The sequence below is a fragment of the Catenulispora sp. GAS73 genome, from assembly GCF_041262085.1.
Classification (GTDB): domain Bacteria; phylum Actinomycetota; class Actinomycetes; order Streptomycetales; family Catenulisporaceae; genus Catenulispora.
The window spans coordinates 137,103-162,249 of the sequence record NZ_JBGCCM010000015.1 but is presented as its reverse complement, the minus strand read 5'-3'; the positions used below and the strand labels follow the sequence as shown (position 1 = coordinate 162,249).

The following is a 25,147-nucleotide window of genomic DNA, read 5'->3' as shown; positions in this document are numbered from 1 at the left end:
TCCGAACCCTGTTCATTTGCAAGATCTTGATATCCGCGTGCCCGGTATCGCTCGTACGTTTCGCTTGTCCGTGCGACGCCGCAGCCAGTAATGTTCGGCCATGCGTCACGCTCGGCAGCTACAGGCCCAGCGACGCGGGGGCGACATAGCCGGCCCGGCATGGCCCTCGATCGTCGCCACCACCACGTCCCTCACAGGCGCGGCCGCGGGCATCGCGACCACGCTCGCCTGGAGCGATCCGTTCCACCTCCGGCTCGGCGTCGGCATGGCCGCCGCCGGCGGCCTCTTCTCCTCCGTGGCGATGTTCGCCGCGCGCCGCGATCGTGCGACCCGCCGCGAGCTGGTCGCCACCATGCGCGAGGACCACGCCGCCGAGCTGCGGTATGAGACCACGCGCCGGGACAAGCAGATCGCGGACCTCAAGACCGACGCGCTGGCCGCCGAGGAGACCGTGGTCCTGTTCGAGGAGCGGGCCAAGGAGGAGCAGCTGCGCGCGGACGCCTCCGAGGCCGCGCGCGTGCGCGCCGAGCACGACCTCGCGGTGCTCTCGGCCTGGGTCCAGCAGACCACGGCCGCGGCCGAGCTGACCCGCTCGGCGGTGCAGTCGATCGCGCAGGTGCAGCCCTTCGAGCCGGCCCAGCAGTTCGAGCCGGTGTCCGTGCACGACCACGCTTTCGCGAGCTACCAGGCGGCGCGTACAGGCGCCTACGAGCTCGAATACAACCCGGGGTACACCGCGCAGCACGCCGCCTATGAAATGGTGCCGGCGTACGAGACCGAGTACGCGGGTTACGCCGACTACACGGACTACACCGAGTTCATGGACTACGGCACCGGAAACGGTGCCGCCGTGGACACGACCCCCGGCACCGAGATCGACCTGCGGCCCGCCGCCGCGGTCCCGGTCCGTGTGCAGGAGCCGCAGCTGCCCGCCGAGATCCCGGCCCAGCTGCCCCCGGCCGAGGCCCGGCCGCTGCGCTCGGCGGTCCTGGCCGTCCGCGACCAGGTCGGCTTCGACGTCGCCGCCGAGGTCGACGGCCCCGGTCAGGACCCGTACACGGTCCCCGGCGTGGTCATGCCCCGTCAGCGCGAGGACGGCCGTCCGGCGGCGCTCCCGTCGGGCCGGCCCGTGGCCCCGGAGCGCCTGTACCGCCCCTACCTCGCCGCGGACCAGGGCACGACGTCGAACGCGGCCCCGGTGGATCTGACGATGTACGACGAGACGCAGCAGATGGCGAAGATCGAGCACCGGCAGACCGGGACCGCTTGAGGTTCCTCAGCCGGTTCCTCAACACGCTGAGGTTTTCCGCGAAAGGCCCCGCCGATGTCGGCGGGGCCTTTTCGTCGCCGGGCGGCGGGTTTCTCGTCGCCCGGGTGTCGCCTTCGCGTCGCTTTTACTTGTCGATGTCCCCGACCACGAAGAACATCGACCCCAGGATCGCGACCATGTCCGCGACCAGATGCCCGGGCAGCACCTCGGCCAGCACCTGGATGTTGTTGAACGACGCCGAGCGTAGCTTGAGCCGCCACGGGGTCTTGTCGCCGTGCGAGACCAGGAAGTAGCCGTTGATGCCCAGCGGGTTCTCGGTCCAGGCGTAGGTGTGGCCCTCCGGCACCTTCAGGATCTTCGGCAGGCGCTGGTTGATCGGGCCGACCGGCAGCGTGTCCAGCTTGTCGGCGCAGGCCTGAGCGATGTCCAGGGAGTTGTACGCCTGCTCCAGCAGCACCTCGAAGCGGGCCAGGCAGTCGCCGCCGCGGCCGGTGACGACCTTGAGCTTGTCGCGCACCTCGGGCTCGCCGTAGGCCAGGTACGGGTCGTCGCGGCGCAGGTCGAAGTCGACGCCGGAAGCGCGGGCGATCGGGCCGGAGACGCCGTAGGCGGCGATCTGCTCCGGGGTCAGGACCCCGACGCCGCGGGTGCGGGCCCGGAAGATCTCGTTGCCGGTGATCAGGCGGTCGATGTCGGACATCCGGGAGCGTACCTTGGCGATCGCGGCGCGGACCCGGTCGGTCCAGCCCAGCGGCAGCTCCTCCTTCAGGCCGCCGACCCGGTTGAACATGAAGTGCATGCGGCCGCCGGAGATCTCCTCCATCACCGCCTGGATCTCCTCGCGCTCGCGGAAGGCGTAGAAGATCGGGGTGATCGCGCCCAGCTCCAGCGGGTAGGAGCCGAGGAACATCAGGTGGTTGAGGATCCGGTTCAGCTCGGCCAGCAGGGTCCGGGCCCAGGTGGCGCGCTCGGGGACCTCCATGCCGAGCATGCGCTCGACGGCCAGCACCACGCCGAGCTCGCTGGCGAACGCCGAGAGCCAGTCGTGCCGGTTGGCCAGCACGATGATCTGGCGGTAGTCGCGCACCTCGAACAGCTTCTCGGCGCCGCGGTGCATGTAGCCGATGATCGGGTCGGCAGAGACGATGCGCTCCCCGTCCAGGACCAGCCGCAGGCGCAGCACGCCGTGCGTGGCCGGGTGCTGCGGGCCGATGTTGAGCACCATGTCGGTGGTCTCCAGGCCCGTTCCGGTGCCCGCGACGCGCTCGGTCAGCTGCTGGGAGGTCATGCCGGTCATTGTGCCAGGCGGCCTGGCCGCGGCCGTGCGGCGACCGGCGGGCGGGCAGTGCGCAGGCGGTGCGTGGGCTGGTGAGCGGACGGTGAGCGGATGCTGAGCGGATGCTGAGCGGGGCGCTTGAGGGCGTTTGAGCGGGTGTTGTGCGGCCTTTGCGCGGGCGACGATCACGGTTCGGTGACGACGTGGGACGCGGGGGCAACGTGTGACGCGTCCTTGCGTCTATGTGATGGGAGGCCCGTGCGACGGGCCGCGGGGTGGTCAGGGGTCGGAGATGAGACGAAGGCTTCGCGTCGTCGTGGCGGGCCTGATGGTGGTCGTGGCGGGGTCGGCCACGACGGCGGCGTTCGCGGACGGATCGGGCCCGGTGGCCACGCCGCCGGGCACGCCGCAGACGCAGACGGTGTCCGGCGTCGCGGTCAACGGCGTGGAGCTGTCGATGACGGCGCCGGCGCAGCTGCCGCTGGACCTGCCGGGCCGGCAGCTGCCCGAGCGCGAGGTCGACGTCACGGTCAAGGACGTCGGCGGCCAGGGCTACACCGGCGCGGTGAACACGACCCTGACGGCCGACGGCGCCGGCGCCTCGGCCGCCACGCTCCGGGTCGACCACTACGACCCGGCGAGCAGCGCCTGGCAGACGCAGAGCGTCCCGGCGGGGCAGGCGTCGTTCGCGGTGACGGACAACGTCACCGTCCCGGCCAACGGCACGCAGGTCGTGAAGGTCCGGCTGTCGCCGGGTACCGCGGTGCTCGACGACGTGAAGGTGAACGTGTCGGCCAACGGCGCGTCGGCGGTCGCGACGATGCCGGTGGAGGGACCGTCGTTCCAGGCCTCCGGACTGACCGGTTCGGCGCGCGCGGGCGCCTCGACGGTGCTCAGTGGCAAGCTGACCAACCCGACGGACGTCGACCTCGCGGGCATCCCGGTGAAGCTGCTGCTGTGCCCCTCGGGCTCCGCCGGCTGCATCGCGCACGCCAGTGACGTGAAGGTCGAGGTGCAGACCGGCGGGTCCTGGCACCAAGTCTCGGTGTCGGACGCCACGTCGACGACCCCGATGTTCGCGACGGTGCTGCCGGGCCTGGCGCTGCCAGCCGGCAGCACGGCGCAGTTCTCGGTGCGGGTGACGATCGCTGCCGGGGCCTTCGGGACGCCGGGCACGCCGACGACGCCCGCCACGTCCGCCACCTCCGGCCAGCTCTCAGGCCCGCCGACCTCCGTGGCACCGCCGGCCCAGCCCCTGACGGTCCCGTTGGTCCTCGCCCCGGTCGGCTTGACCCTCACCGGCCCGCCGACCGTCTCGGGCGCACTCACGGTCCAGCCGCCCCCGCAGCCGACCCCCACGACCCCGTCGAGCACACCGAGCACCCCGGCGACGTCCGCGACGCCGACCCCGATCCCCTCGGCGACCCCGACCCCGGCCGACACCCCCGCCGACACCCCGACCGCCACCCCGACCCCGGGCACGCTGGTCACGACAGAGGTGGCGAGCACGCCCGGCGCGACGTCGTCGGGCAACCCGACGGTGCTGGTCGCCGCCGGACTGCTCGCGGTGTGCCTGGCGCTGATCCTGTGGTGGGTGCTGATGAAGCGGCGCGAGCGGACCGCACGGGCCGACGGCGGCGTCGGCGAGGTGCCGCTCGGGCACGACGAGGCCGAGCCGCATGGGGACGGCGCGCAGTATGGGGATGGGGAGCGGTAGCGGCTGCTGATTCGGGCCGGATTGGTACGGAACACGGCGCCGCATAGCGCAGAGCGGCTGGTACAGCGCGGTTGGTCTGGTGCGGTGCGCGCAGCATGGCTCGGAACGGCTTCGCCCGAGGTCGGGGGAGTGGATCCGGCCTCTGGCTGCGGATCCGGCTACTGACCCGGGTCGCCGAAGACGGCCGACGCGGCTCGGGGCTTGTCCTGGCTTGGCGCGGCTCGCTAGAGCGTGGCCGGTGCGGTGCGGTGCGGTGCGGTGCGGTGCGGTGCGGTGCGGTGCGGTGCGGTGCGGTGCGGTGCGGTGCAGAGCGCAGCAGGGCGTGGCCGGACCGAACCCTCGGCCCGGCCACACCGGACCGGCGGCCACCGCCCCATGGCGGCCGCCGGTCGTCCGGGAGCGCGCTACAGGCCGCGCTTGGCCAGCTCCTCCAGCAGGTTGTGCTTGCGCGCGTTGGCGGCGCGCAGTCCCTCGATGTAGGCCACGGCCTCGGATTTGCGGTGCAGCCGTTGGTAGGCCGCCTTCAGGTGCTGCAGGTAGCGTGCGGCCTCGGCGTAGTCGCGCCGGTTCCGGGCCGCGATCCGGGCCTCTATGTGCTTCTTGTAGACGGGGATGGCACTCGCCGGGTCGGTGAGGGCCCGCACATCGGCCAGCCGGAGCTCCGTTTCGTTGACGTCGGCCCCCGGCGTGACCAGGTCGTCGACCCGGGCCGCGAGGTGGCGCCGCAGGTCGTGGTCGTCGTGCGCGCAGTCCAGCAGCAGGTTGATGAGGTCCTCGCGGTCCAGGATCCCCAGCAGCCGCCGCAGGCCGGCGATCTCCCGCTGCGCCGCCACGAACTCCGCGCTCCGCGTTTTGGTCACCGGCCCGTCCAAGTACACCAGCCCGACCGCGACGCAGTGACGACAGAAATCCCCGATCATCCCGCGCGGGCAGTCGCAGGAGTAGTCCAGACCGGCGGGCCGCCGGTCCAGCCGTACCTGCCAGGGCTCGGAACCGTAGACGGTCGCGGTGATCTCCGCCCCCGAGGTCCCGAGACTGTCGACGGCCGGGACGGAGGCGACCCCCCGCTGATAGGCGCGCGGCCCGGCCAACCGCTCCAGATCCTTCTTGCTGAAGAATGCTGTCATACGCACATTCTAGCGAGCGGGTCTGACAAAGTCGGGGCGCAATCGGACGCTCTATCCCAAACGAGGGTGGCGAAACCCGGGCGGGCGGATCGTTGTCGAGGCGTTATGCGGACTCTGCGACGGCCGGTCGGCCGCTGCCACGTTGACGTCAAGCAGGCGTCACACAGACGGCCCGCCACAGACCGCGACCACCTGCGCGGCGGTGACGGTCGGGCCCGGCGGATGCTGCACATCAGCGGGCTGATCGTTGCTGACGCCGACGGTGAGGTTCCCGTCGGCATCGGGCGCCGCGATCCCGAGCTCGACCCACTCCCCGGCATGTGACGCGCCGGACATCGGGAACTGGCCGGCGCGGCCGGCGGTCGAGTAGTCGCCGAAGGCCAGGTTGGCCGGGCTGTTCGCGTTGTAGGCGAACAGAGCACATTCGGAGACGGCCGGGCCCGGAGTGAAGCTCCAGGCGACGCGGGCGGTCGCGGTCTGGCCGGGAGCCACGGTCGGGGCGACGAGATCGGCGCCGCCGCAGCCTCCGAAAACCGCGCCTCCGTGCGTCGGATCGGGTGACCAGCCGGTCGACGCGGACAGCGCGTGGCCGACGCCGTCCGGGCATCCGGGCCCTGCGATCGCCGACCAGGGACCGCCGGCGGACCAGGGCGCTGACGACGCGGGGATCCGCAGACTCTCGAACCATGCGAGGTTCGCCCCGAGCAGCCGTCCGGAGTACCCGACGAGGGTCCGGGGAAGCGGCGGAGGCTGGCCGGGGATGGCTGACGCGGACCGGGACGGATTCGTGCTCGGCGCGCTGGTCGAAGGATGCGATCGGACGGCGATCGAAGGCTGCGATGTGCCGGCCCGCGCCGGGGGAGCGGCGGTCGAACCGCTGTTGGTCGCCAGGGCCAGGGCGACGGCTGCCGCCGCGACCAGGCCTCCGGCCGCTGTCGCGATGACAAGACCGGTTCTCGGCCGCCGGTCGGGTGGCGGGAAATCGATGTTCTGGCGTGATTCCGTCGCCGACGTCTCGGGGATGAACGCGGTGGTCCCGTCGATCACGTTGTGTTCGACGGGAACCTCGGGCTCTACGTCCGCCTCGTCTTTGCTCCGATCCGCCTCGGCTATGTCGATCGCCTCTGCTGCGGGTCGCTCTTTCGCTTGCTTCTCCGGTTGGTCCTCCGCAGGAACGCCGTCTGACTCCAACACCGGCATCTGCGCCTGCCCGCCGTATTCGGCGAACTCCGCCGCCAACTCCGCGGCCGTCGGCCGCCCCTCGGCCTCCTTCGTCAAGCACCGCAGCGTCACCTCCCGCAGTTCCTCGGGCATCGAGCCGAGGTCGGGTTCGGCGTGCACGGTGCGGTACATCAGCGTCGTGGGGGAGCCGTCCCAGAACGGGCTCGTGCCCGTCGTCGCGTAGACCAGGCACGCGCCGAGGGCGAAGACGTCCACCGGCGGCCCGGTCTCGCGCCCTTCGATCTGCTCCGGCGCCATGTAGCCGGGCGTGCCGTGCATGCGGCCGGTGGTGGTGAGCGCGGCCAGGTCGGCCGATCGGGCGATACCGAAGTCGATGATGCGCGGGCCGTCCGGGGCCAGCAGGATGTTCGAGGGCTTCAGATCGCGGTGGACCAGTCCCGCGGCGTGCATCGCGGCCAGCGCGTCGGCCAGGCGCGCGATCAGGGTGCCGGCGTTCTCGACGGTGAGCGGCCCGAACCGCGGCACCTGTTGCGCCAGCGTCCAGCAGCGGAAGTACTCCGTCGCCAGCCACGGCGGGTCGGCCAGCACGTCGGCGTCGACGACGCGTGCGGTGTGCCGGCCGGGGACGCGGCGGGCGGCGGCGACCTCGCGGATGAAGCGGGCGCGGAACTCCTCGTGCTCGGCCAGGCCCTCGTGCACCCGCTTCAGCGCCACCTCGCGGCCGGCGTCGTCGCGCGCCAAGTAGGCCACGCCCATGCCGCCCGCGCCCAGCCGCCCGACGAGCGTGTAGCCGCCGACGCGCTCGGGGTCGCGGGGCCGCAGCGGCTCGGGCTCCGGCGGGTTGAGGAACCCGGCGGCCAGCGAGGCCTGCGGTCCGAACGCCCAGACGTTCGCCGCGTCCGCTTCCGCCACGCGCGCCACCTCCCCTGGCCGGAGCTTAAAAGGGTTTCAGCAGCTTGAGAAGGTTAGCAGCCAGCCGAACCCGCCGAGGCCGGCCGAGTCGGTGAGCTCGGCGGCCGAGGAGGCCCGGCTCAGGCCCCGGAGATATCCGAGGGGATCGGAGGAGGCCAGGGCCAGACTGGGGCGCGCGCCGGAGATGCCGAGGTCGTGGAGCATTTCGCGCTGGGTGGTCAGCACGGTCTCCGCGTCCGGGCCGAGCGCGGCGGCGCAGGCGTCGAGGGCCACGTGCGCGGTGATGTCGCAGGTGCCGTCCGGGACCGCGGGCACCTGGTGGCCGTCGCGGTAGCCGGTCAGCGTGCCGAAGCGGGGGCGAGCGGCGGCGGTGTGGGAGTAGTCGACGGCGACGGCGAGGCCGCGGTCGAGCCGGTCCACGGCCGAGCGCCAGGCCGCGTCGCGGTCCAGGCCGATTTCAGCGCGAGCGCCGGAAGAGGCGCTGACTCCCGCGCCGGAGGAATCGCCGATCTCGGTTCGCGCGCCCGAAGCGTCGCCGAGCGGCCACCACCGCTCCAGCCACTCCCGCTGCGCAGCGTCCGGCACTGCCGCCAGCCGCTCCGTCCCGCTCCCCGGATCCACCTCCACGATCCGCGCGACCCCGTCCGGCCCGACCTCCGCGACGTCGCACACCACGTTGTCCAGCCACTCGTTCGCCAGCAGCAGCCCGACCACCCCGCTCGGCGCCGTCCCGCTCCACTCCACCGCCGCCGGCAGCCCCTCCGGCCGCGGCCCGAGGTCCACCGCCACCGCCCGCAGCCGCTCCGCGACCTCCGGCGCCTCGGCCGTCAGCCAGCGCACCACTCCGGTCGCCAGTTCGCCGCGTCCGGCCGCCATGTCGACGAAGTCCAGCCGCTCCGGTGCGCCGAGCCGCCGGTCCACCCGCAGCAGCAGCCGGCCGACGGCCTCGGCGAACACCGGGTTGTGCGCCGAGGTGCGGAAGTGCGCGGCGGGGCCGGCTCCCGGCCTGCGGTAGAAGCCGTCCGGGCCGTAGAGGGCCTGGTCCATCGCCGCGCGCCAGGTCAGCCATTCCGTCACGGCGGCCACGCTACCGCCCAGGTCGTGCGACCTGAGGATGACCGCCGGATCATCCCGCGGCGCCATGTTCGGACCGCCGGTGCGCACCTACGCTGAAAACGTGTCTCGCGTCTACGCCTGGATCCAGCGCCACCCGAAGCTGATCGACGGCATCCCGGCCCTGATCCTGCTGCTGATCGGGATCGCCGCGCTGACCGCGACGAACGGCTCCGGGCTGCGCAAGGGGCTGGTCGCGCCGCTGATGGTGGCGGCCATCGTGCCGCTGGTCTTCCGGCGCAGGTGGCCGCGGGGCACGTTCGCCGTCGCCGCGGTGGCGGCCTTCCTGAGCTTCTTCACCCTGGTGGGCGCCTTCAACGCCGCCGACCTGGCGTACCCGATCTACCTCTACACGGTCGCGGCCTACTGCCAGCGGCGCTGGTCGATCCCGGCCATGGTGCTGACGTACATCGGCGCGCTCGTGCAGTTCGGGCTGCTGCACCTCTACAGCGATCCGTCGTCCGGTCAGTGCGACCAGACCGGCCCACCCCCGGCGCAGAAGGTCTGCTACCAGCAGCAGGCATCGTACAACGCCACCGACCACTTCAACTGGGTCACCTTCCTGTTCGTCGCGGTGTTCATCGCCGGGCTGGTCGGCCTGGCCTGGGTCGCCGGCGACTCCATGCGCTACCGCCGCGAGTACTACGTGCGTCTTGAGGACCGTGCCGAGCGCCTGGAGCGGGAGCGCGACGCGCAGGCCCAGATCGCCGCGGCCGCCGAGCGCGCGCGCATCGCCCGCGAGCTGCACGACGTGGTCGCGCACAACGTCTCGGTCATGGTGGTCCAGGCCGACGGCGCGACGTACGCGATGGACCAGGACCCGGAGGCGGCGCGCAAGGCGCTGATGGCGATCGCCCAGACCGGCCGCACCGCGCTGACCGAGATGCGGCGGATGCTCGGCGTGCTGCGCTCGGCCGACGACGTCGGCACCTACGTGCCGCAGCCCGGCATAGAGCAGCTGGGCGACCTGCTGGAGCAGGTGCGTTCGACCGGGCTGCCGGTGTCCCTGACCGTGGAGGGCGTGCCCCGGGAGATGCCGACGGGCCTGGCGCTGGCGGTGTACCGGATCGTGCAGGAGTCGCTGACGAACACCCGCAAGCACGGCGGCCCGCAGGTGAAGGCCTCGGTGGCGATGATGTACACCGACGACTGCCTGGTGCTGCGCATCGTCGACAACGGCCGCGGCGACGCCGCCCCCGGCGACGGCATGGGGCACGGCCTGGTCGGCATGCGCGAGCGGGTCACGGTCTTCGGCGGCACACTCGTCACCGGCCCGCACGTCTCCGGCGGCTACGCTGTGGAGGCGATCCTGCCCTTCGCCGGCCCGGAGTCCGCCGACCGGAGCGAACCGCAGGCCGAGTCCCAGGAGTCGTGACGTTGAGCCAGAGCACGCCGGAACCGATGGATCGGCTGAATCGGCTGGATCGGCTGGATCGGACTGACCCGAGCGACCCGACCGCGCAACCCGACGGCGCACCGGCCGCCATCCGCATCGTCCTGGTCGACGACCAGGAACTGCTCCGCACCGGCTTCCGCATGGTCCTGAACAGCCAGCCCGACATGTCCGTGGTCGGCGAGGCCGGCGACGGCCAGGCGGCCCTGGACCTGCTGAGCACCCTGCCGGCCGACGTGGTCCTGATGGACGTCCGCATGCCGCGCCTGGACGGCGTCGCCGCCACCCGCGAGATCGTGGTGCGCGGCGAGCGCCCCCGGGTCCTGATGCTCACCACCTTCGATCTCGATGAATACGCGTTCACCGCGCTCAAGGCGGGCGCCAGCGGCTTCCTCCTGAAGGACGTCCCACCCCCGGACCTCCTGGCCGCCATCCGCGCCGTCCACAGCGGCGAGGCCGTGGTCGCACCCTCCACGACCCGCAGGCTGCTGGACAAGTTCGCCCCGATGCTCCCCTCCGAGAGCGAACCGGCGCCGCCGGAACTGAACGTTCTGACCGAGCGCGAGCACGAGGTGCTGCTGCTGGTCGCCCAGGGGATGTCGAACGCGGAGATCGCCGGAAAGCTGTTCCTGTCCGAGGCGACCGTGAAGACGCACGTCGGACGGATCCTGATGAAGCTCGGCCTGCGGGACCGGGTGCAGGCGGTGGTTCTGGCCTACGAGACGGGGCTGGTGAAGGCTCGGGGGCGGTAGGGCTTGCTCGGGGCGTGACAATGCTCTGAATGGGTGAATGCTGCTGTTGTCGGCGCGGTGATTCGCTGGTTTGTGCACACTGGGTATCGGCAGATTAACTACCCGTATCCGGAGGTACGCTGTGAGTGTGACCGCAGAGCCGCTGCGCCCCACGCATTCCGGGCCGTATGTCGCCGAGGACCTGGATCGGATCCCTGATCTGCCGCCCCACACGGAGCTGATCGACGGGAACCTGATCTTTGTGAGCCCGCAGGCGCTCTTCCATGCCCTGGCCAAGCAAGCGATTTGGAACGCATTGGATCGAACGGTGCCGTCGCAGCTGTTCGTGACGGCCGAGATGACTGTAAAGCTCACCAAGAACACCCGCCCTGAACCTGACGTGCTGGTGGTCGACATACAGGCTGTGCGCGGCATTCGCCAGACGGGTTTCGAGGCGGCTGACGTGCTGTTGGTGGTCGAGGTCGTCTCACCCGAGTCGAAGAATCGCGACCGCAAGAAGAAGCCCGACCTCTACGCCGCGGCCGGGATCCCGCATTTCTGGCTCGTCGACGATGTCGATGGGAAGACCGTGGTCGAAGTCCGGAAGCTCGACAAGGAACTCGGCTCCTACGATCTCGTCGGCGAGTTCACCGACTGCCTGGAAGTCGAAGAGCCATTCCCCGTGACACTGGACCTCTGGGAAATCGACAAGCGTCGAAGCTAGTCGCTTCCCAGAGGCCCGCCCCCGGCCGATCGGCTACTCGATCCCCAGCGCCTGCTTGATCGGATCCAGCGCGAAGTACACCACGAAGAACAACGCCACGATCCACATCAGCCAGTTCACGTCCCGCGCCTTGCCGAGCACCACCTTCAGCACGCAGAACAGGATGAAGCCGGCGCCGATCCCGTTCGTGATCGAGTAGGTGAACGGCATCAGCGCGATGGTCAGGAACGCCGGGACCGCGATCTCCCAGTCGTCCCAGTTGATGTCCTTCGCCTGCGTCATCATCAGGAACCCGACCGCGACCAGCGCGGGGGCCGCCGCCTGGGACGGCACGATGGTCAGCACCGGGGTCAGGAACGCTGCCAGGAACAGCAGCGCGCCGGTGACGATGTTCGCCAGCCCCGTGCGCGCGCCCTCGCCGACGCCGGCGGCGGATTCCACGAAGCACGTGTTCGACGACGCCGAGCCCGCGCCGCCGGCGGAGGCCGCCAGTCCGTCGATGAACAGCACGCGGCCGATGCTCGGCAGCCGGCCGTCCTCGTCGAGCAGGCCCGCCTCGCCGCTGATGCCGATGATGGTGCCCATCGCGTCGAAGAAGTCGGCCAGGATCAGGGTGAAGACGAACACGATCGCCGTCATCACGCCCGCGTGGTGGAAGCCGCCGAACAGGCTGAACTTGCCCAGCAGGCCGAAGTCGGGGTGCGCCACGATGCCGTGCGGGACCTTCGGGGCGATGGTGCCCCAGGCCTCGTCGGGGACCGTGGCGATCTTGTTCACCACGATCGCCAGGACCGTGGTGCCGACGATCGAGATCAGCAGGCCGCCGGGGACCCTTCGGACCAGCAGGCACAGGGTCAGCAGCACGCCGATGCAGAACACGAACATCGGCCAGCCCTTGAGCGTGCCGCCGGCGCCGAGGGTGACCGGGGTGCCCGCGCCCTTGCCGACGAAGCCGGCGTCGACCAGGCCGATGAAGGCGATGAACAGGCCGATGCCGACGCCGATGGCCTTCTTCAGGGCCAGCGGGATGGCGTCCATGATCTTCTGCCGGAGTCCGGTGACCACCAGCAGGCAGATGCCCAGCCCCTCCAGCACGACCAGGCCCATCGCGTCCGGCCAGGACATGGTCGGGGCCAGGGTGAAGGCCACGACGCCGTTCAGGCCCAGCCCGGCCGCGATGGCCAGCGGCAGGTTGCCACCGATGCCCATGATCAGCGTCATCACGCCGGCCACCACCGCGGTGGAGGTGACCAGCTGGGTGTGGCTCAGGACGTGGCCGAACTTGTCCTTGGCGCCGCCCAGGATGATCGGGTTCAGCACCAGGATGTAGGCCATGGTGAAGAACGTGGCGAGCCCGCCTCGGGCTTCACGGACGTATGAGGATCCCCGCTCGTGCACCTTGAAGACGCGTTCCAGGACGCCCACCCCGCCGGGACCGCCTGCGCTTCCCGTCTGAACTGACAAGCTCCCACTCCTCGCCTGGTGAAATGTGCCGCCGTTACGGAGATCCGTGCCGTCGATATCCTGTCCACATGACAACCCAGGGCCGCAGGCGCCGAGCGGACGAACCGGAGGGCACGCCGGAGCGTGACTCTTCCGGGCGCACCGCCCAAAGAGGCCGCGCCGGCCGGCCCAAACTGGAGCCGATGCAGATCAACGAGCCAAAGGTTATCTGGATCGGTATCGGCCTGTGGGCTGCCGCTTTCCTCATCTTGTTGCCTTTTCGTAAAACTCTGATCTCCGACGGCCACGGCTGGTGGCTCTACACCCCCCTGGCCGGGGCCGGCCTGGGGATGCTGGGCTTGCCGATGGTCGGGCGCCGCAAGGCGGTCATCCAGCGGGAGACCGAGCACGGCCGCCAGGTCGGGCACGAGGAGCCTGCCGGCCGGGAGCGCAAGGGGCGGGGACGCAAGCAGGGGCGGGACAACGGCCGCGACGCCGTTCGGGATGACGCTCGCGACAACAGCCGCGACGCCGGCCGCGACCCCGGTCGAGAATCTGGTCGAGAATCTGGTCGCGACACCAAGCGCGGCCGAGGTCGTCGCTGATCCGAGCCCCCCACAACACATATCGGGATCAGCTCACCGAATCGTAGGACCATACGCTTTCTTCGTGACCTTGGCAGCCGCCGAGTCGTTGATCGTGTGTGATCGCCCCCTTATCGGTCCCCTATAGGGACGTCAGCGCCTCGGAGCTGTCGTGGTCCCTGGAAGCCCCCGACCAGCCGCCCTTACACAGCGACAGACACCCGGTCGGCAGCCTCGACGTCGAAGTCCGCATCCTCGGCGCCTCGCACCAGATCCTGGTCCGCACCGCCGACCGCGGCCGCCTGGTCTGCCGCGAGACCGTCGCCTGCCGCGAGGCCGCCCCGGGCCCGCTGCCGATAGCCATAGAGCGCGAACTCGACGACGGCTACCACTACGAGGTCCGCTGCGAGGTCCGCGAGGTGGACGCCGGCCACTTCCCGGGCTGGGCCTCGGCGCTGCGTGACTACGTCGGCGCCCTGCCAGAGGCCACCATCGCGGTGTTCCCCGCGATCCCCGACGCCATCACGGCCGTGGTCGTCGAGCCGCTCCCGGCCCGCCTGCACGGCGCGCTGTGGCGTACCTGGCACACCTACCCGCACGCCGGGGGCGGCGGGGACGTGGTCGCCACCAGGACGGTCCTCTACCTGGCACCCCCCTCTGGTGGCGCCGGAGGGGGCATGCCAGGCTTGAGGCCATGACGACGGCCTTGATTACCGGGGCGACGGCCGGCATCGGTGCCGCGTTCGCCCGCCGTTTCGCGGCGGCCCGCTATGACCTGGTGCTCGTGGCCCGCAACGTCGAGCGCCTGGAGAACGCCGCCGCCGAGCTCAGTTTGTTGGGCGCCGGCAAGGTGGAGGTGCTCTCCGCCGACCTGGGCACCGTGGACGGCCGCGCGCTGGTCGAGGACCGCCTGGCCGATCCGCTGCGCGGGGTCGACGTGCTGGTCAACAACGCCGGCTTCGGCCAGGGCAGCGCCTTCCTGTCGCATCCGGTCGAGGACGAGGAGGCCATGCTCGACGTGCTGGTGCGCGCCGTGCTGCGGCTGACCCGCGCGGCGCTGCCGGGCATGATCGAGCGCGGCAAGGGCGCGATCATCAACGTCTCCTCGGTCGCCGGCTTCGTGCCGCGCGGCACGTACAGCTCCGCCAAGGCCTGGGTGACCAACTTCAGCGAGTCCATCGCCGCCGAGGTGCACGGCACCGGCGTGCGGGTGGTCGCGGTCTGCCCCGGGTTCACCCACACCGAGTTCCACGAGCGCGCGGACATCGACACCGGCGACATCCCGGGGTGGATGTGGCTGGAGGCCGACGAGATCGTCGAGGGTGCCCTGCGGGACCTGCGGCGCGGCGTTCCGGTGAGCGTGCCGAGCATGCAGTACAAGGCGATCACCGCGGTCGCCAAGCTCGTCCCCCGGAATCTGGTCACCAAGGTCAGCCGCGGGATGTCCAAGCGCTGGTAACGTGCCACCAGGCACGCGGTCCGCACGATGGCGGGGACGCGGGTGACTTCCCGGCGAGGGGGTGGGTACGCGATGGCGTTCGAGGTCGAGGTGCCAGTGCGGCACAGGACTATGTGGCTGGCGTTCACCGATCCCGAAAAGATGGCGCGCGCCGTGCCCGGGCTGACCGTCGACGCGGTGCACGCGGTGCCCCCGGCCGACGGGCCCGAGGGCGTCGCCGGGGACGTCGTGGCCGGCCGGCTGAAGCTGCGGGTGGGCTCCGGCGCCGGGGCCGCCATCACTTATCGCGGCACCGCGTGCATAGCGGGTGCCGAGGCGCACAAGGGGACGCTGGACATCGCCGTGGACGCCGCGCAGGCGCGGGGGAACGGCGCGCTGGCCGGGTATCTCCGGGTCACCCTGGCCCAGGCCGGGGAGGACGGTGAGCGGACCCTGGTCACGGTGGTTCCGGAGCTGGAGCTGTCCGGGCGGGCTCTGGAGTTCACCCGGGAGGACTGGCACGGCGCCGTCGAGGCGCTGGGTGCGGCTTGGATCGATGTGCTGGCCGCGCAGTTCGGTGCGGGTTCTGCGACGGAGGCGGTCGAGGCGGCCGAGGTGCCCGAGTTGACCGAGGCGCCCGCGGCACCCGAGTCGGCCGCGGCGGAGCCGTCGAATAAAGAACAGGAATCCGAATCGGAATCCGACAAGATCACCAATGCCGAGATCCCCGCGCTCTCCCCGGCCGCCGCGATCTCGGACGAATCGCTTTCCGAAGACCCGTTGGCCGCGGTCTGGAACGGCCGATACGAGAAGAACCGCTGGCTCCCGGCGATCGCGGCTCTGGCATTGTTCCTGCTGATCAAGCGCAGGCGACGCCACCGCGCCGACAAGCCGGGCGCGGATTCATCATTTAGGATGGAATAGCCCTCAGATAGCTGCCTTGAGTAGACCTCGGCTCGTACATTGGCGCGCAAGTCGGTACATCACACCGGATGCCTGGAAGCCGGGCGGACCCCGCGCGGCGGCCAGTGACGCAGCAGCACGATCGAGGAGCACCAGCAGCATGTACGTCGAGGGATGGAACGTCCACCGGGTCATCCGGCCCGCCCGCCTCGCCAACGCCGTCGTCGAGCGGCTGCTGCTGCGCATACTGGAAGGCGAGTTCCCGCCGGGCACGGATCTGCCCCCGGAGGCGGCGCTCGCGGCCGAGTTCGCGGTCAGCCGCACCATCCTGCGCGAGGCGCTCAAAGCCCTGGAGGAGAAGCGCGTCCTGCGCATCCGCCACGGCCGCGGCACCACCGTCCGCCCCAAGGCCGAGTGGAACCTGCTCGACCCGCTGGTGCTGAGCGTGCAGCTGGAGTACGAATCCTCCCCGGAGCTGGTCGCCGAGCTCGGCGAGGTCCGCACGGCCCTGCTCACGCTGATGGCCGAGCTGGCCGCCCGCCGCATCCACCCGCCCCAGCGCGAACAGCTGGCCGCGGCCCTGGAGCGGATGCGCGCCGCCACCGAGGAACCGGGCCCGTTCCACGACGCGGCCATGACCTTCACCCGCACCCTGGCCGAGGCCGCCGGCAACGAGGTGGCGCGCTGCGTCATCGAGACGATCGACGTGCCCTACGGCGGCCAGGAGGACAACCCGGCCAAGCTCGTCGAGACGATGAAGCTCCGCCTGCTCCTGGCCGAGGCGGTGCACGCCACGGTCGCGGCGGGCCCGGGCGCCCCGGCCGGCTCGCTGCCGGTCCCGGCCCCGGCCTCGGCGCCGGCGGCCCCGGGCCAGCAGGTCCCGGCCCCCGCGACCGCCCCCGGCGCGCAGCCGCTGCGCCAGGGACAGGTCGCGACGGTCCCGCTGAACCGGCACGGCGTGCGGACGCCGATGCAGTCGGCCCGGGTGTAGGCAGGCAAGCCCTCCTGCTGATTCGGGGGATTCCCGTGAAGAGCGCGCATATGGCCCCGCCGGATTGAGAGATCCTGCGGGGCCTTCGTGCTGTTTGCTCGACCGTGCTACCTGCTTGGCCCGCTACCTGCTTGCCAACAACCGGCGCAGTTCCACGGGAGTGCGGCCGACGTGGTCGCGCACCGTCCGCGTCAGATGCGCCTGGTCGGCGAAGCCGAGGTCGTGCGCGAGGTCCGCCAGCGCAGTTTCGCCGTCGGCGAGCCGGTCCATGGCACGGCCAACGCGCACTCTGTTGCGGAAGCGCGTCAACGACGTACCGGTTTGCCGCGAGAAGACACGGCTGAGACGGAACGGCGAGACTCCCAAGAGCTCCGCGAGGCCGCATAGCGTTGCCGATTGCGGGACGTCGGCCAGGATCGCCTCACGGGCCGCCGCCGCTAATACGCCGTCCCCGATCACGGATTTCGTTGCGTATCCGGCAGCCAGTGCGACAAGCCTAAGGAGTTCTTCGGCGACGGCGTAGTCCGCATCTCCTGTAGTGGCCGCCACTAGTAGCCGCCTATGTGCCAACTCAATGCGCGCGTCTACATATACGACGCTTCCTACAGGGAGCCGTCCCCAGAGCTCTCTAGAGAATCCCACTGATGTGCAGACATCCCCGCCTACCGGATGCGCGAAGCGCTCCTCTTCACCGGGAGTCGCCACATAGGCGGTCGTGCGGTCCACATCAGTCTCGACTCCGTTGGTCCAGCGCCGGAACCGTCCTTTACGGATCAACACCAGACGGTGCGTCTGGTGCTCCTCGGAGCTCGACCACGCGGGACCCCCACCGAGGCAGTCGACCTCGTGCACCGAGAACTCGGGCCGTGCTGCGAGGGTTGTAGCGGTCTGCACCTCACCGACGCTACGCGCCGGGACCGACAGCTCCGCAGCCGCAAGAATCTTCAATACGGCCCCCGCCCGTGCGGCGCATCCTCGACCCATGAACGCACCACTGACCCTCACCACGATCATGTTCGACAGCGCCGACCCGGTGGCCCTCGCCGCCTTCTACAGCGCCGCGACCGGCTGGCCGGTCACCGACACCGACGAGACCTTCGTCTACGTCGGCGAAGGCCCGGTCCACCTCGCCTTCCAGAAGGTCGCCGACTACCAGCCCCCGGCCTGGCCCGACCCCGCCAAGCACGCCCACCTGGACTTCACCGCCGCCGACAAGGCCCAGGCGATCCAGGACCTCCTGTCCGCCGGCGCGAAGCAGCCCGAGTTCCAGCCCGGCGGCGATCGCTGGACGGTCCTCACCGATCCCGAGGGGCATCCCTTCTGCGTCGCCGCGGCGTGATACTCCCGCTATGTCGATGATGTGGACGGACCTCTGAATCCGTACGCGGCCAAACCGACGCAACGCCCTGAGGGCTATACGACGCACCGCTTCTTGCCGCCGAGTTGGGCCGAGGAGCGCAGGATCCTGCTGACCCTGCTGGGAAAGCCCGACAGCCCGGCCCTGGCCGCGCTGCCCTACACGCTGGTCTGGGCCACCACCTGGGAACAGGAGGCGAACGAATACATCGGCCCGGTCCTCGGTCTACCCGAACTGCCCGTCATCGTCTGGCCGGACGACCGCGTCGAGCCGGCGGACGGGGTCTTCTGGAAGACGCCCGAGATCGTGGCGTGGGCCGACGGCCGTCCGTTCGCCTGGATCGACGACCAGATCACCGACGCTGACCGGGAGTGGGTCAGCGACTGGCACGACGGTCCCGCGCTGCTGCGCCGGATAGACCCGGCGATCGGCTTGCACTAAAGCTCTGCAGACGGCCACTAAAGCGAATCGGCCCTGTGGGATTCCCTATAGCGAATCCCACAGGGCCGTCTCTGCGACCGTCTTTCCACCCGGTCAAACAGCGCTCCACATCCGCTGCTGGGCCGGCGCCGCCTGAGGTTGCGGCGTGTCCCCGTGTCGGCCGGCCAGCAGCAGCGCCCGCGCCAGGCAGGCCGCAGCACCCGTACTTAGCAGTGCCCGCGCGATGTTCCACGCGTTCCACGTGTCCTCGAACCGTGCCCGCACGGCCGCCGGGTCGGCGATCTTCGCCGCGGCGCCGGCGTTGGTCAGTTGGTTGTTCAGTGGGACGTTGACGGCCATCGTGGTAAGCAGACCGATCGTGTAGAGCACCAACCCGGCGGCGATCCAGAGGCGGAGCCGACGGTCGTGGCGGTAGCTGCGCAGGGCCCAGGCCGACAGGACGAGGGCGCCGAAGAAGGTCAGGAAGAACACCGGGTTCTCGATCTTCTTGTTGATGTTCTGCATCGCCTCGATGAAGGTCCGGTCGCCGGAGGCACCGAGTCCCAGCATCACCGAGCAGGCGAAGGCGTAGTAGACGCCGGCGATGAGGCCGGTCACGACCGTCGCGGCGGCCAGGATGCCGCTGCCGGACACGCGCGTCTTCATTTCCAGGCTCCGTTCTCGGCTGCGTTGCGGGCGAACTCTGCGAAGTCGCGCGGCGGTCGCCCTATAGCGCGCTGTACTCCGTCGGCCACAGAGGCGTTGCGGCCGTCCAAGACTTCGCTGAAGAGGTACGCGAGGATCTCGATCACTTCTGGCGCCTCACCCGCTTCCGCGAGGAACGCGGTGAAGGCCTCCAGAGGGACCGGCGTATAGGTGACCTGCCGTCCTGAGGACTCCGCTATAGCGCTGACCGCCTCCGCGAAGGTCAGCAGACGCGGTCCGGTCACCTCGTAGATCTCGCCGTGGTGCCCGTCCTCGGTAAGCGCGGCGACCGCGACGTCGGCGATGTCCTCGACGTCGATGAACGGCTCCCGCACATCCTCGACCGGCAGGACTACCGCCCCGGACATCACCGCGTCGTAGAAGGCGCCTTCGGAGAAGTTCTGCGCGAAGAAGCTGGCGCGGACCACTGTCCATTCCAGTCCCGCCCCCGCGACGACCTCCTCGGCCCGCTGCGCCTCCGCTTCACCGCGACCGGACAGCAGCACCACGCGCCGCACCCCGGCCTGTCGGGCTTCCGCGGTGAACGCCGCGATCGTCTCGGGCGCCCCCGGCACGGCTATGTCCGGGAAGAAGGACACGTAGACGCTCGTGACGTCCCGCAGCACGGCCGGCCACCCCGCCGGGTCGTCCCAGTCGAACGCCGGGCTCGCCGAGCGGGAACCACGCCGGACGTTCGCGCCGGTGGCCTCCAGACGGTCGGCCACCCGCCGTCCGGTCTTGCCGGAGGCGCCGAGGACGAGGATCAGAGAGTCGTCCGGGTTCTGGTTCGGGTTCTGGTTCGGGCTTTCGTTCCGGTTCGTGTTCTCGTTCATGACTCCAGTACAGCGGCCATGAGTGAGATCCAGAATGGTCCAGACTCCACGCTTCCATACGCGATCGTCTACAGTCGAAGGATGGACGTCATAGCCGGGTTGCTCAACGGACCGCGCGCCGACGGTGCCTTCCTGCTGCGTTCGCTGCTCACCCCGCCGTGGTCGCTGCGGGTGCAGGACGAGGCGCCGCTGACCCTGGTCGCGGTGATCTCGGGGACCGGGTGGGTGGTCCCGGACGAGGGTGCGCCGACCCGGCTGCACACCGGTGACCTGGCGATCCTGCGCGGCCCGGACCCGTACGTGTTCGCCGACGACCCCGCCACGGCGCCGCAGGCCGTCATCCATCCCGGCCAGCGCTGCACCACGCCCGACGGCGAGGAACTCGGCGACCTGCGCACCCTCGGTACCCGCAGCTGGGGCAACGCTCCCGACGGCAGTACGGTCCTGGTCACCGGCACGTACCAGGTCCTCAGCGAGATCTGCGCGCCGCTGCTGTCCGCGCTGCCGCCGCTGGCCGTGCTGCGCGACGGGGAGTGCGACACGCCGCTCATCCCGCTGCTGGGCGACGAGGTGGCCCGCGACACCCCCGGCCAGGACGCGGTCCTGGACCGCCTTCTGGACCTGCTGACCGTGGTCGCGCTGCGTACCTGGCTGGCGCGCCCCGACGTGGAGACGCCCGCCTGGTACCGCGCGCAGGACGACCCGGTGGTCGGTACGGCGCTTCGCTTGATCCACGACGCCCCCGCGCATCCGTGGACTGTCGCAGCCCTCGCCGACGCCGCGCATGTGTCCAGAGCCGCGCTCGCGCGACGCTTTACCTCTGAGGTCGGGGAGCCGCCTATGGCCTACTTGGCGAACTGGCGGCTGGCGCTGTCCGCAGACCTCCTGCGCGACCCCTCCGCGACCATCGCATCAGTGGCCGAACAGGTCGGGTACGGCAGTGCGTTCGCGCTGAGCGCGGCCTTTAAGCGGGTGCGTGGGATCAGCCCTAAGGAACACCGGGAGCGGGCCGTCCGAGAGGCAACGCCTGTGGCGGCAGTGCGGCCCTGGCGCGTAGCTGTGTAGTTCCGCGTAGTTCCGCCCTTAGAGGCGGCCGCCTCTAAGGGTTCTCTACCGCAGACTCACTGCCATGGCCTCTACAGCCAACAGCGGCGCCACGTTTCTCTCCACAGCCTTCCGGCACTCCAGCACCGCTTCGATCCGCCTTAGCGTCGCTTCAGGTGTTCCCGCCGCGGCGATTTTGCGTACGGCCGCGTACTGGTCGTCGTGGATGGGCTCGGTGACGTCGCCACCCGCCCCTCCGATCGCGCCGAGCTGGACGGCGAGCACGTCGCGGTAGAACGCCGCGAGGTCCACCAACGCCAGGTCCAGTGCGTCGCGCTGCATCCGGGTCGTGCGCTTCTTCTGCCGCGACTCCAGGTCCTTCAGTGCGCCGGCGGCGCCGGGAATCGCTTTGCGCGACCCCTCCTGGTAGCCCAGCGCGACCCGCATCTCCGCGGTCTCTATGACGTTCCGGTCCTCGGCCTCACGCTTCGCCTCGGAGATGGTCGCGTCAACCAGCCTCTGCGCCGCGGACAGCGCCGACCCTATGTCGGTCAGCGAGGACGCCAGAGCCAGTACCTCTGTGCGCTTCGCGCGCGCCTCGTCGTCCGTCGCCAGCCGCTTCGCCCGCCCGATGTGCCCCTGCGCGGCGCGGGCGGCCTCGCGGGCGCGGATCGGGTCCACGCCGTCGCGCCGGACCAGGATCTCCGCGACCGCCGTCGAGGGCGGCGTGCGCAGCAGCAGGTGGCGGCAGCGGGAGCGGATCGTGGGCAGCATGTCGTCGCGGCCCGGTGCGCACAGGATCCACACCGTGCGCGCCGAAGGCTCCTCGACTGCCTTCAGCAGGACGTTGCCGGCCGCCTCGGTGAGCCGGTCGGCGTCCTCGATCAGCAGCACCTGCCAGCGGCCCGAGGACGGGGTCATCGACGAGCGGCGCACCAGGCCGCGGGTGTCGGCCACGCCGATCGAGAGCTGGTCGGTGGCCAGCTGGAGCACGTCGGGGTGGGTGCCCTCCAGGACGGTCCGGCAGCCCAGGCAGTGTCCGCAGCCCGGCTCGCTCTCCGTCGTGCACTGCAACGCCGCCGCGAAGGCGCGCGCCGCCGTCGAGCGGCCCGATCCCGGCGGTCCGGTCAGCAGCCAGGCGTGCGTCATGCCGTTGCCGAGCGCGGCCTGTGAGAGCTCGGCGCCGACGTGGTCCTGGCCGACCAGGTCGGTCCAGACGCCGTAGGGCTCGAACGGCGCGCCGCCGCCGCTCACGCGTCGTCCCCGCCGTGCCGTGACGGCTGCCGGGCCCCGAACAGCTCGTCGGCCATGGACAGCGCGTCCTGCTCCGGTTCCTCGTCGAACTCCGGCTTGGTGATGTAGTCCGGGACTTCCCATTCGCCGCGGACCGGCGGTGCGGAGATCTCCTCGGCCCGCGGTGGGGTGCTCGGGGGAGCCGGAGTCGGCGTGACGGCGCGCGGGGACGGTGAATACGAATCCATCGTCTGCTCCGGCCGGATTGCCGGTCGGTCGGTCGGCGAGGGGCGCGAGGACAACTCACTGGAGCCCGCGCCCTGGGCCCGCTCGCGCGCCGCGCGCTCGGCCCTGGCCGCTTCTTCCTCTAGGCGGCGCATGTGTTCCTGCCGCGCGAACTCCCGCGCCTCCTGCTCCCGCTGCGCCTGATCTCGCTGCTCGGCCTCGGCCTCGGCGCGCTGGCGCTCGGCGTCGGAGAGCTCTGCCATCTGTACTGCGCGCTCCTGCGCAGCCTTGCGGCGCTCCTCCTCACGGCGCGCCGCTTCCTCGGTCATTTGCTGACGCGACAGGTGGATCCGGCCCTCCAACCGTGACTTGACGCGCCCGGAGATCTGCTCGATCGACTCCAGGGCGTTGATCACGATGAACCGCTCCGGCTCGGCCGCGGCCAGCTCCAGGTAGCGGTTGCGGACCCGGCGGTGGAAGTCCACGGACTCCAGCTCCAGCCGGTCGGCCGGGGTCTTGCGCCGCCGTGCCGCCTCGATCGGGTCCAGGTCCATCAGGACCGTGACGTCCGGCATCAGGCCCTGCGTGGCCCAGTGCGACAGCAGCTCGACCTCCCGGGCCGACAGCGCGCGGCCCGCGCCCTGATAGGCCAGCGAGGAGTCGACGTAGCGGTCGGTGATCACCACCGCGCCGCGCTCCAGGGCCGGCCGGATCACCCGCTCGACGTGGTCGGCGCGGTCCGCGGCGTAGATCAGGGCCTCGGCGCGTGGGGAGATGACGTCGGCGTTGTGCGCGTCCAGCACGATGTTCCGCAGCTTCGTGCCCAGCGGCGTCCCGCCGGGTTCGCGGGTCACCACCACCTCGTGGCCGCGCCCGCGCAGCCAGTCGGCCAACAGGTCCAGCTGCGTGGACTTGCCGCTGCCGTCGCCGCCCTCGAAGGACAGGAAGGTGCCGGTATAGGTGTGCGCGGGCCTTTCGACCCCGGTGCCTTCCGGCAGCGGGTTCCCGTCGGCTCCGGCCGCCGGTCCGGAGGTGGTCCCCGACTCCGCCACGCCCCCGGCGCGCGTCGGAGCGGCGGTGCGCTTAAGCGCCGCCTTCAGTTCGTTCCGCAACGATTTCCCTGGCACGTCATCCATCATCCTGTACGCCACCCACCCGACGCCCATCGCCAGCAATCCCGCGCCGAAAAGGGTGATGGCCGCGCCACCATAGGTGATTGATGCGCCGGGAACGCTTAGCGTGTGCGCCCCGAACATGCCGGCCACCGCCGGGGACACGGCCAGGATGAGGACCAGCGTCACCCGGATCAGGGACTGGACGAAGGCGAACGTCCGGCCGCGCAGCTCGTCGGCCACCTCGCGGCCCAGCATGGTCTGCCCGATGATCCACGCGGTCCCGCCGAGGAAGCCGATGACCAGCGCGCACAGCACGCTGAGCAGCAGGACCGGCACCAGGGCGAACACGCAGAGAACCAACCCCGCGGCGAAGATGACGGAGCCGAACAGCCGCTGCCGCGACACTCCGGCCAGCACCCGCGATCCGGAGAACATCCCGGCGGCCAGGCCGAGGAAGACGGTGCCGAACAGGACGCCGTACGCCGCCTGGCCTGCGTGGAGATCGCCGACATAGGTCCGGGCCAGCCCGACCACCGCGCCGCCGGCCGCGAAGGCCCCGGTTGTGCCGATGATCACACCGCGGATTCTCTTGTCTTCGCCGAGGTAGTGCCAGCCGTCGAAAAGAGTGCGGAGCGGGGAGCGGGTGTCGGTGGTGTGGCGGCGCTCTGCGGCGCGCTCTGTAGCGGACCGCGCGGGGATGCTCTTAAGGCGCGCGATCGTAAGAGCGGAGAACAGGAACGTCAGCGCATCGAAGTAGAGAGCGAGGCTGACCGGTTTGGCGGTGAAGAAGTTCCACTGGCTCGCCAGGCCTCTCGTGATCAGCGACAGCACGGTGAACACGCCCGCCGCGATGGGAGCGGTGCCGTAGGCGGTGAGCAGCGACACCTGGTTCGCCGGCTCCAAGAGCCGTGGCGGGACCAGGTTCGGGACCGTGGCCTCTTTGGCCGGGATCCAGAACATCGCCGCGATCTCGATCAGGAAGGTGGCTGTGAACAGCCACCACAGAGTGCCTACCAGGGGGATGGAGATGAAGAACAGGCAGCGCGCGCTGTCGCCGGCCACCATCGTCCAGCGCCGGTCCAGCCGGTCGGCGACCACGCCGGCGATCGGCCCGAACAGCACGGCCGGGATCAGCCGGACCACGAAGACGCCGGCGACCGCATAGGAGCGGCCCGCATAGCCGCCTCCGGCCAGGGACACCGCCAGCGAGGACTGCGCCAGCAGCCCGAGCCAGTCCCCGAGGCTGGACAGCGACAGGGCCGTCCACAGCCGGCGGAAGTCGGGGATGGCGAGCACGTCGCGGATCCCGACCGGTGATGACTCCATGCAACCACGGTAATGCTCTGTGTTTTCGAACGGGGCGGTCGCGTGCCGTGGTTCGGCGGCGCGGGTGATTCTCCGTACCGCCGGA

General features: G+C 70.8%; 23 protein-coding genes. 13 read left to right on the top strand and 10 right to left on the bottom strand.

All coding sequences use genetic code 11. From position 1 onward, the window contains the following. The first annotated feature begins 100 nt into the window (after positions 1-100). Positions 101-1,270, top strand: a complete 1,170-nt coding sequence (locus ABH935_RS23450; RefSeq protein ID WP_370380060.1) for a hypothetical protein — start codon at positions 101-103, stop codon at positions 1,268-1,270. Between the two features lie 124 nt (positions 1,271-1,394). Here the strand turns inward: ABH935_RS23450 and ABH935_RS23445 are convergent, their stop codons facing one another. Further along, entirely contained in the window at positions 1,395-2,567 is a 1,173-nt protein-coding gene (locus tag ABH935_RS23445; RefSeq protein ID WP_370380059.1) for an NADH-quinone oxidoreductase subunit D, read from the bottom strand. A gap of 271 nt (positions 2,568-2,838) precedes the next feature. On the opposite strand from ABH935_RS23445, the gene ABH935_RS23440 reads away from it, so the two are divergent. Further along, the gene (locus ABH935_RS23440) at positions 2,839-4,263 is read left to right on the top strand and encodes a hypothetical protein (RefSeq protein ID WP_370380058.1); all 1,425 of its coding nucleotides are present in this window, start codon (positions 2,839-2,841) and stop codon (positions 4,261-4,263) included. A 404-nt stretch (positions 4,264-4,667) separates the two neighbouring features. Here ABH935_RS23440 and ABH935_RS23435 read toward each other — a convergent pair whose 3' ends face one another. The 3 genes from ABH935_RS23435 to ABH935_RS23425 all read right to left on the bottom strand — a co-directional run bounded on the left by ABH935_RS23435 (position 4,668) and on the right by ABH935_RS23425 (position 8,570). Further along, positions 4,668-5,390, bottom strand: a complete 723-nt coding sequence (locus ABH935_RS23435; RefSeq protein WP_370380057.1) for an SWIM zinc finger domain-containing protein — start codon at positions 5,388-5,390, stop codon at positions 4,668-4,670. Positions 5,391-5,549: 159 nt separating this feature from the next. After that, positions 5,550-7,484: a serine/threonine-protein kinase gene (locus ABH935_RS23430; protein ID WP_370380056.1), complete on the bottom strand. Its 1,935-nt coding sequence runs from the start codon at positions 7,482-7,484 to the stop codon at positions 5,550-5,552. A 36-nt stretch (positions 7,485-7,520) separates the two neighbouring features. Continuing rightward, positions 7,521-8,570, bottom strand: a complete 1,050-nt coding sequence (locus tag ABH935_RS23425; RefSeq protein WP_370380133.1) for an SAM-dependent methyltransferase — start codon at positions 8,568-8,570, stop codon at positions 7,521-7,523. 91 nt (positions 8,571-8,661) lie between these two features. On the opposite strand from ABH935_RS23425, the gene ABH935_RS23420 reads away from it, so the two are divergent. The 3 genes from ABH935_RS23420 (at position 8,662) to ABH935_RS23410 (ending at position 11,445) form a co-directional block, all read left to right on the top strand. Continuing rightward, positions 8,662-9,972 carry a sensor histidine kinase gene (locus tag ABH935_RS23420; RefSeq protein WP_370380055.1) on the top strand — a complete coding sequence of 437 codons (1,311 nt, stop codon included), beginning with the start codon at positions 8,662-8,664 and terminating at the stop codon, positions 9,970-9,972. Positions 9,973-10,133: 161 nt separating this feature from the next. Further along, the gene (locus ABH935_RS23415) at positions 10,134-10,742 is read left to right on the top strand and encodes a response regulator (protein ID WP_370380132.1); all 609 of its coding nucleotides are present in this window, start codon (positions 10,134-10,136) and stop codon (positions 10,740-10,742) included. Positions 10,743-10,869: 127 nt separating this feature from the next. Then, on the top strand, positions 10,870-11,445 hold the full coding sequence (locus ABH935_RS23410; protein ID WP_370380054.1) for a Uma2 family endonuclease: 576 nt from the start codon (positions 10,870-10,872) through the stop codon (positions 11,443-11,445). A 33-nt stretch (positions 11,446-11,478) separates the two neighbouring features. Here the strand turns inward: ABH935_RS23410 and ABH935_RS23405 are convergent, their stop codons facing one another. Next, the gene (locus ABH935_RS23405; protein ID WP_370380053.1) at positions 11,479-12,909 is read right to left on the bottom strand and encodes an NCS2 family permease; all 1,431 of its coding nucleotides are present in this window, start codon (positions 12,907-12,909) and stop codon (positions 11,479-11,481) included. A gap of 182 nt (positions 12,910-13,091) precedes the next feature. Between ABH935_RS23405 and ABH935_RS23400 the strand changes: the two genes are divergently transcribed. From ABH935_RS23400 to ABH935_RS23380, 5 genes are all read left to right on the top strand, one after another. Next, on the top strand, positions 13,092-13,493 hold the full coding sequence (locus tag ABH935_RS23400) for a hypothetical protein (RefSeq protein ID WP_370380052.1): 402 nt from the start codon (positions 13,092-13,094) through the stop codon (positions 13,491-13,493). Between the two features lie 98 nt (positions 13,494-13,591). After that, positions 13,592-14,170: a DUF2617 family protein gene (locus ABH935_RS23395; protein WP_370380051.1), complete on the top strand. Its 579-nt coding sequence runs from the start codon at positions 13,592-13,594 to the stop codon at positions 14,168-14,170. Then, a complete protein-coding gene (locus ABH935_RS23390) occupies positions 14,167-14,931 on the top strand; it encodes an SDR family NAD(P)-dependent oxidoreductase (RefSeq protein WP_370380050.1) in 765 nt (254 codons plus the stop codon). Before ABH935_RS23395 ends, ABH935_RS23390 begins: the two co-directional genes overlap by 4 nt. A gap of 72 nt (positions 14,932-15,003) precedes the next feature. Further along, the gene (locus tag ABH935_RS23385) at positions 15,004-15,834 is read left to right on the top strand and encodes a hypothetical protein (protein ID WP_370380049.1); all 831 of its coding nucleotides are present in this window, start codon (positions 15,004-15,006) and stop codon (positions 15,832-15,834) included. Between the two features lie 139 nt (positions 15,835-15,973). Continuing rightward, positions 15,974-16,804: a FadR/GntR family transcriptional regulator gene (locus ABH935_RS23380; RefSeq protein ID WP_370380048.1), complete on the top strand. Its 831-nt coding sequence runs from the start codon at positions 15,974-15,976 to the stop codon at positions 16,802-16,804. Between the two features lie 123 nt (positions 16,805-16,927). Here the strand turns inward: ABH935_RS23380 and ABH935_RS23375 are convergent, their stop codons facing one another. After that, positions 16,928-17,530, bottom strand: a complete 603-nt coding sequence (locus ABH935_RS23375) for a helix-turn-helix domain-containing protein (protein ID WP_370380047.1) — start codon at positions 17,528-17,530, stop codon at positions 16,928-16,930. 256 nt (positions 17,531-17,786) lie between these two features. Between ABH935_RS23375 and ABH935_RS23370 the strand changes: the two genes are divergently transcribed. Together ABH935_RS23370 and ABH935_RS23365 are read left to right on the top strand one after the other, a co-directional pair. After that, positions 17,787-18,143 carry a VOC family protein gene (locus ABH935_RS23370; protein ID WP_370380046.1) on the top strand — a complete coding sequence of 119 codons (357 nt, stop codon included), beginning with the start codon at positions 17,787-17,789 and terminating at the stop codon, positions 18,141-18,143. A gap of 21 nt (positions 18,144-18,164) precedes the next feature. After that, the gene (locus ABH935_RS23365) at positions 18,165-18,602 is read left to right on the top strand and encodes a hypothetical protein (RefSeq protein WP_370380045.1); all 438 of its coding nucleotides are present in this window, start codon (positions 18,165-18,167) and stop codon (positions 18,600-18,602) included. A gap of 93 nt (positions 18,603-18,695) precedes the next feature. Here the strand turns inward: ABH935_RS23365 and ABH935_RS23360 are convergent, their stop codons facing one another. Together ABH935_RS23360 and ABH935_RS23355 are read right to left on the bottom strand one after the other, a co-directional pair. Beyond that, positions 18,696-19,247, bottom strand: a complete 552-nt coding sequence (locus ABH935_RS23360; protein ID WP_370380044.1) for a DUF1772 domain-containing protein — start codon at positions 19,245-19,247, stop codon at positions 18,696-18,698. Then, positions 19,244-20,119, bottom strand: coding sequence for an NAD(P)H-binding protein (locus ABH935_RS23355; RefSeq protein ID WP_370380043.1), 876 nt, complete (start codon positions 20,117-20,119; stop codon positions 19,244-19,246). The genes ABH935_RS23360 and ABH935_RS23355 overlap by 4 nt, the downstream gene beginning before the upstream one ends. Before the next feature lie 81 nt (positions 20,120-20,200). Here ABH935_RS23355 and ABH935_RS23350 point away from each other — a divergent pair, with 81 nt between their 5' ends. Further along, entirely contained in the window at positions 20,201-21,184 is a 984-nt protein-coding gene (locus tag ABH935_RS23350) for an AraC family transcriptional regulator (protein ID WP_370380042.1), read from the top strand. 45 nt (positions 21,185-21,229) lie between these two features. On the opposite strand, the gene ABH935_RS23345 is transcribed toward ABH935_RS23350, so the two are convergent. Further along, positions 21,230-22,417, bottom strand: a complete 1,188-nt coding sequence (locus tag ABH935_RS23345; RefSeq protein ID WP_370380041.1) for a DNA polymerase III subunit delta' — start codon at positions 22,415-22,417, stop codon at positions 21,230-21,232. Continuing rightward, on the bottom strand, positions 22,414-25,062 hold the full coding sequence (gene tmk, locus ABH935_RS23340; RefSeq protein ID WP_370380040.1) for a dTMP kinase: 2,649 nt from the start codon (positions 25,060-25,062) through the stop codon (positions 22,414-22,416). The genes ABH935_RS23345 and tmk overlap by 4 nt, the downstream gene beginning before the upstream one ends. Positions 25,063-25,147 lie beyond the last annotated feature (85 nt).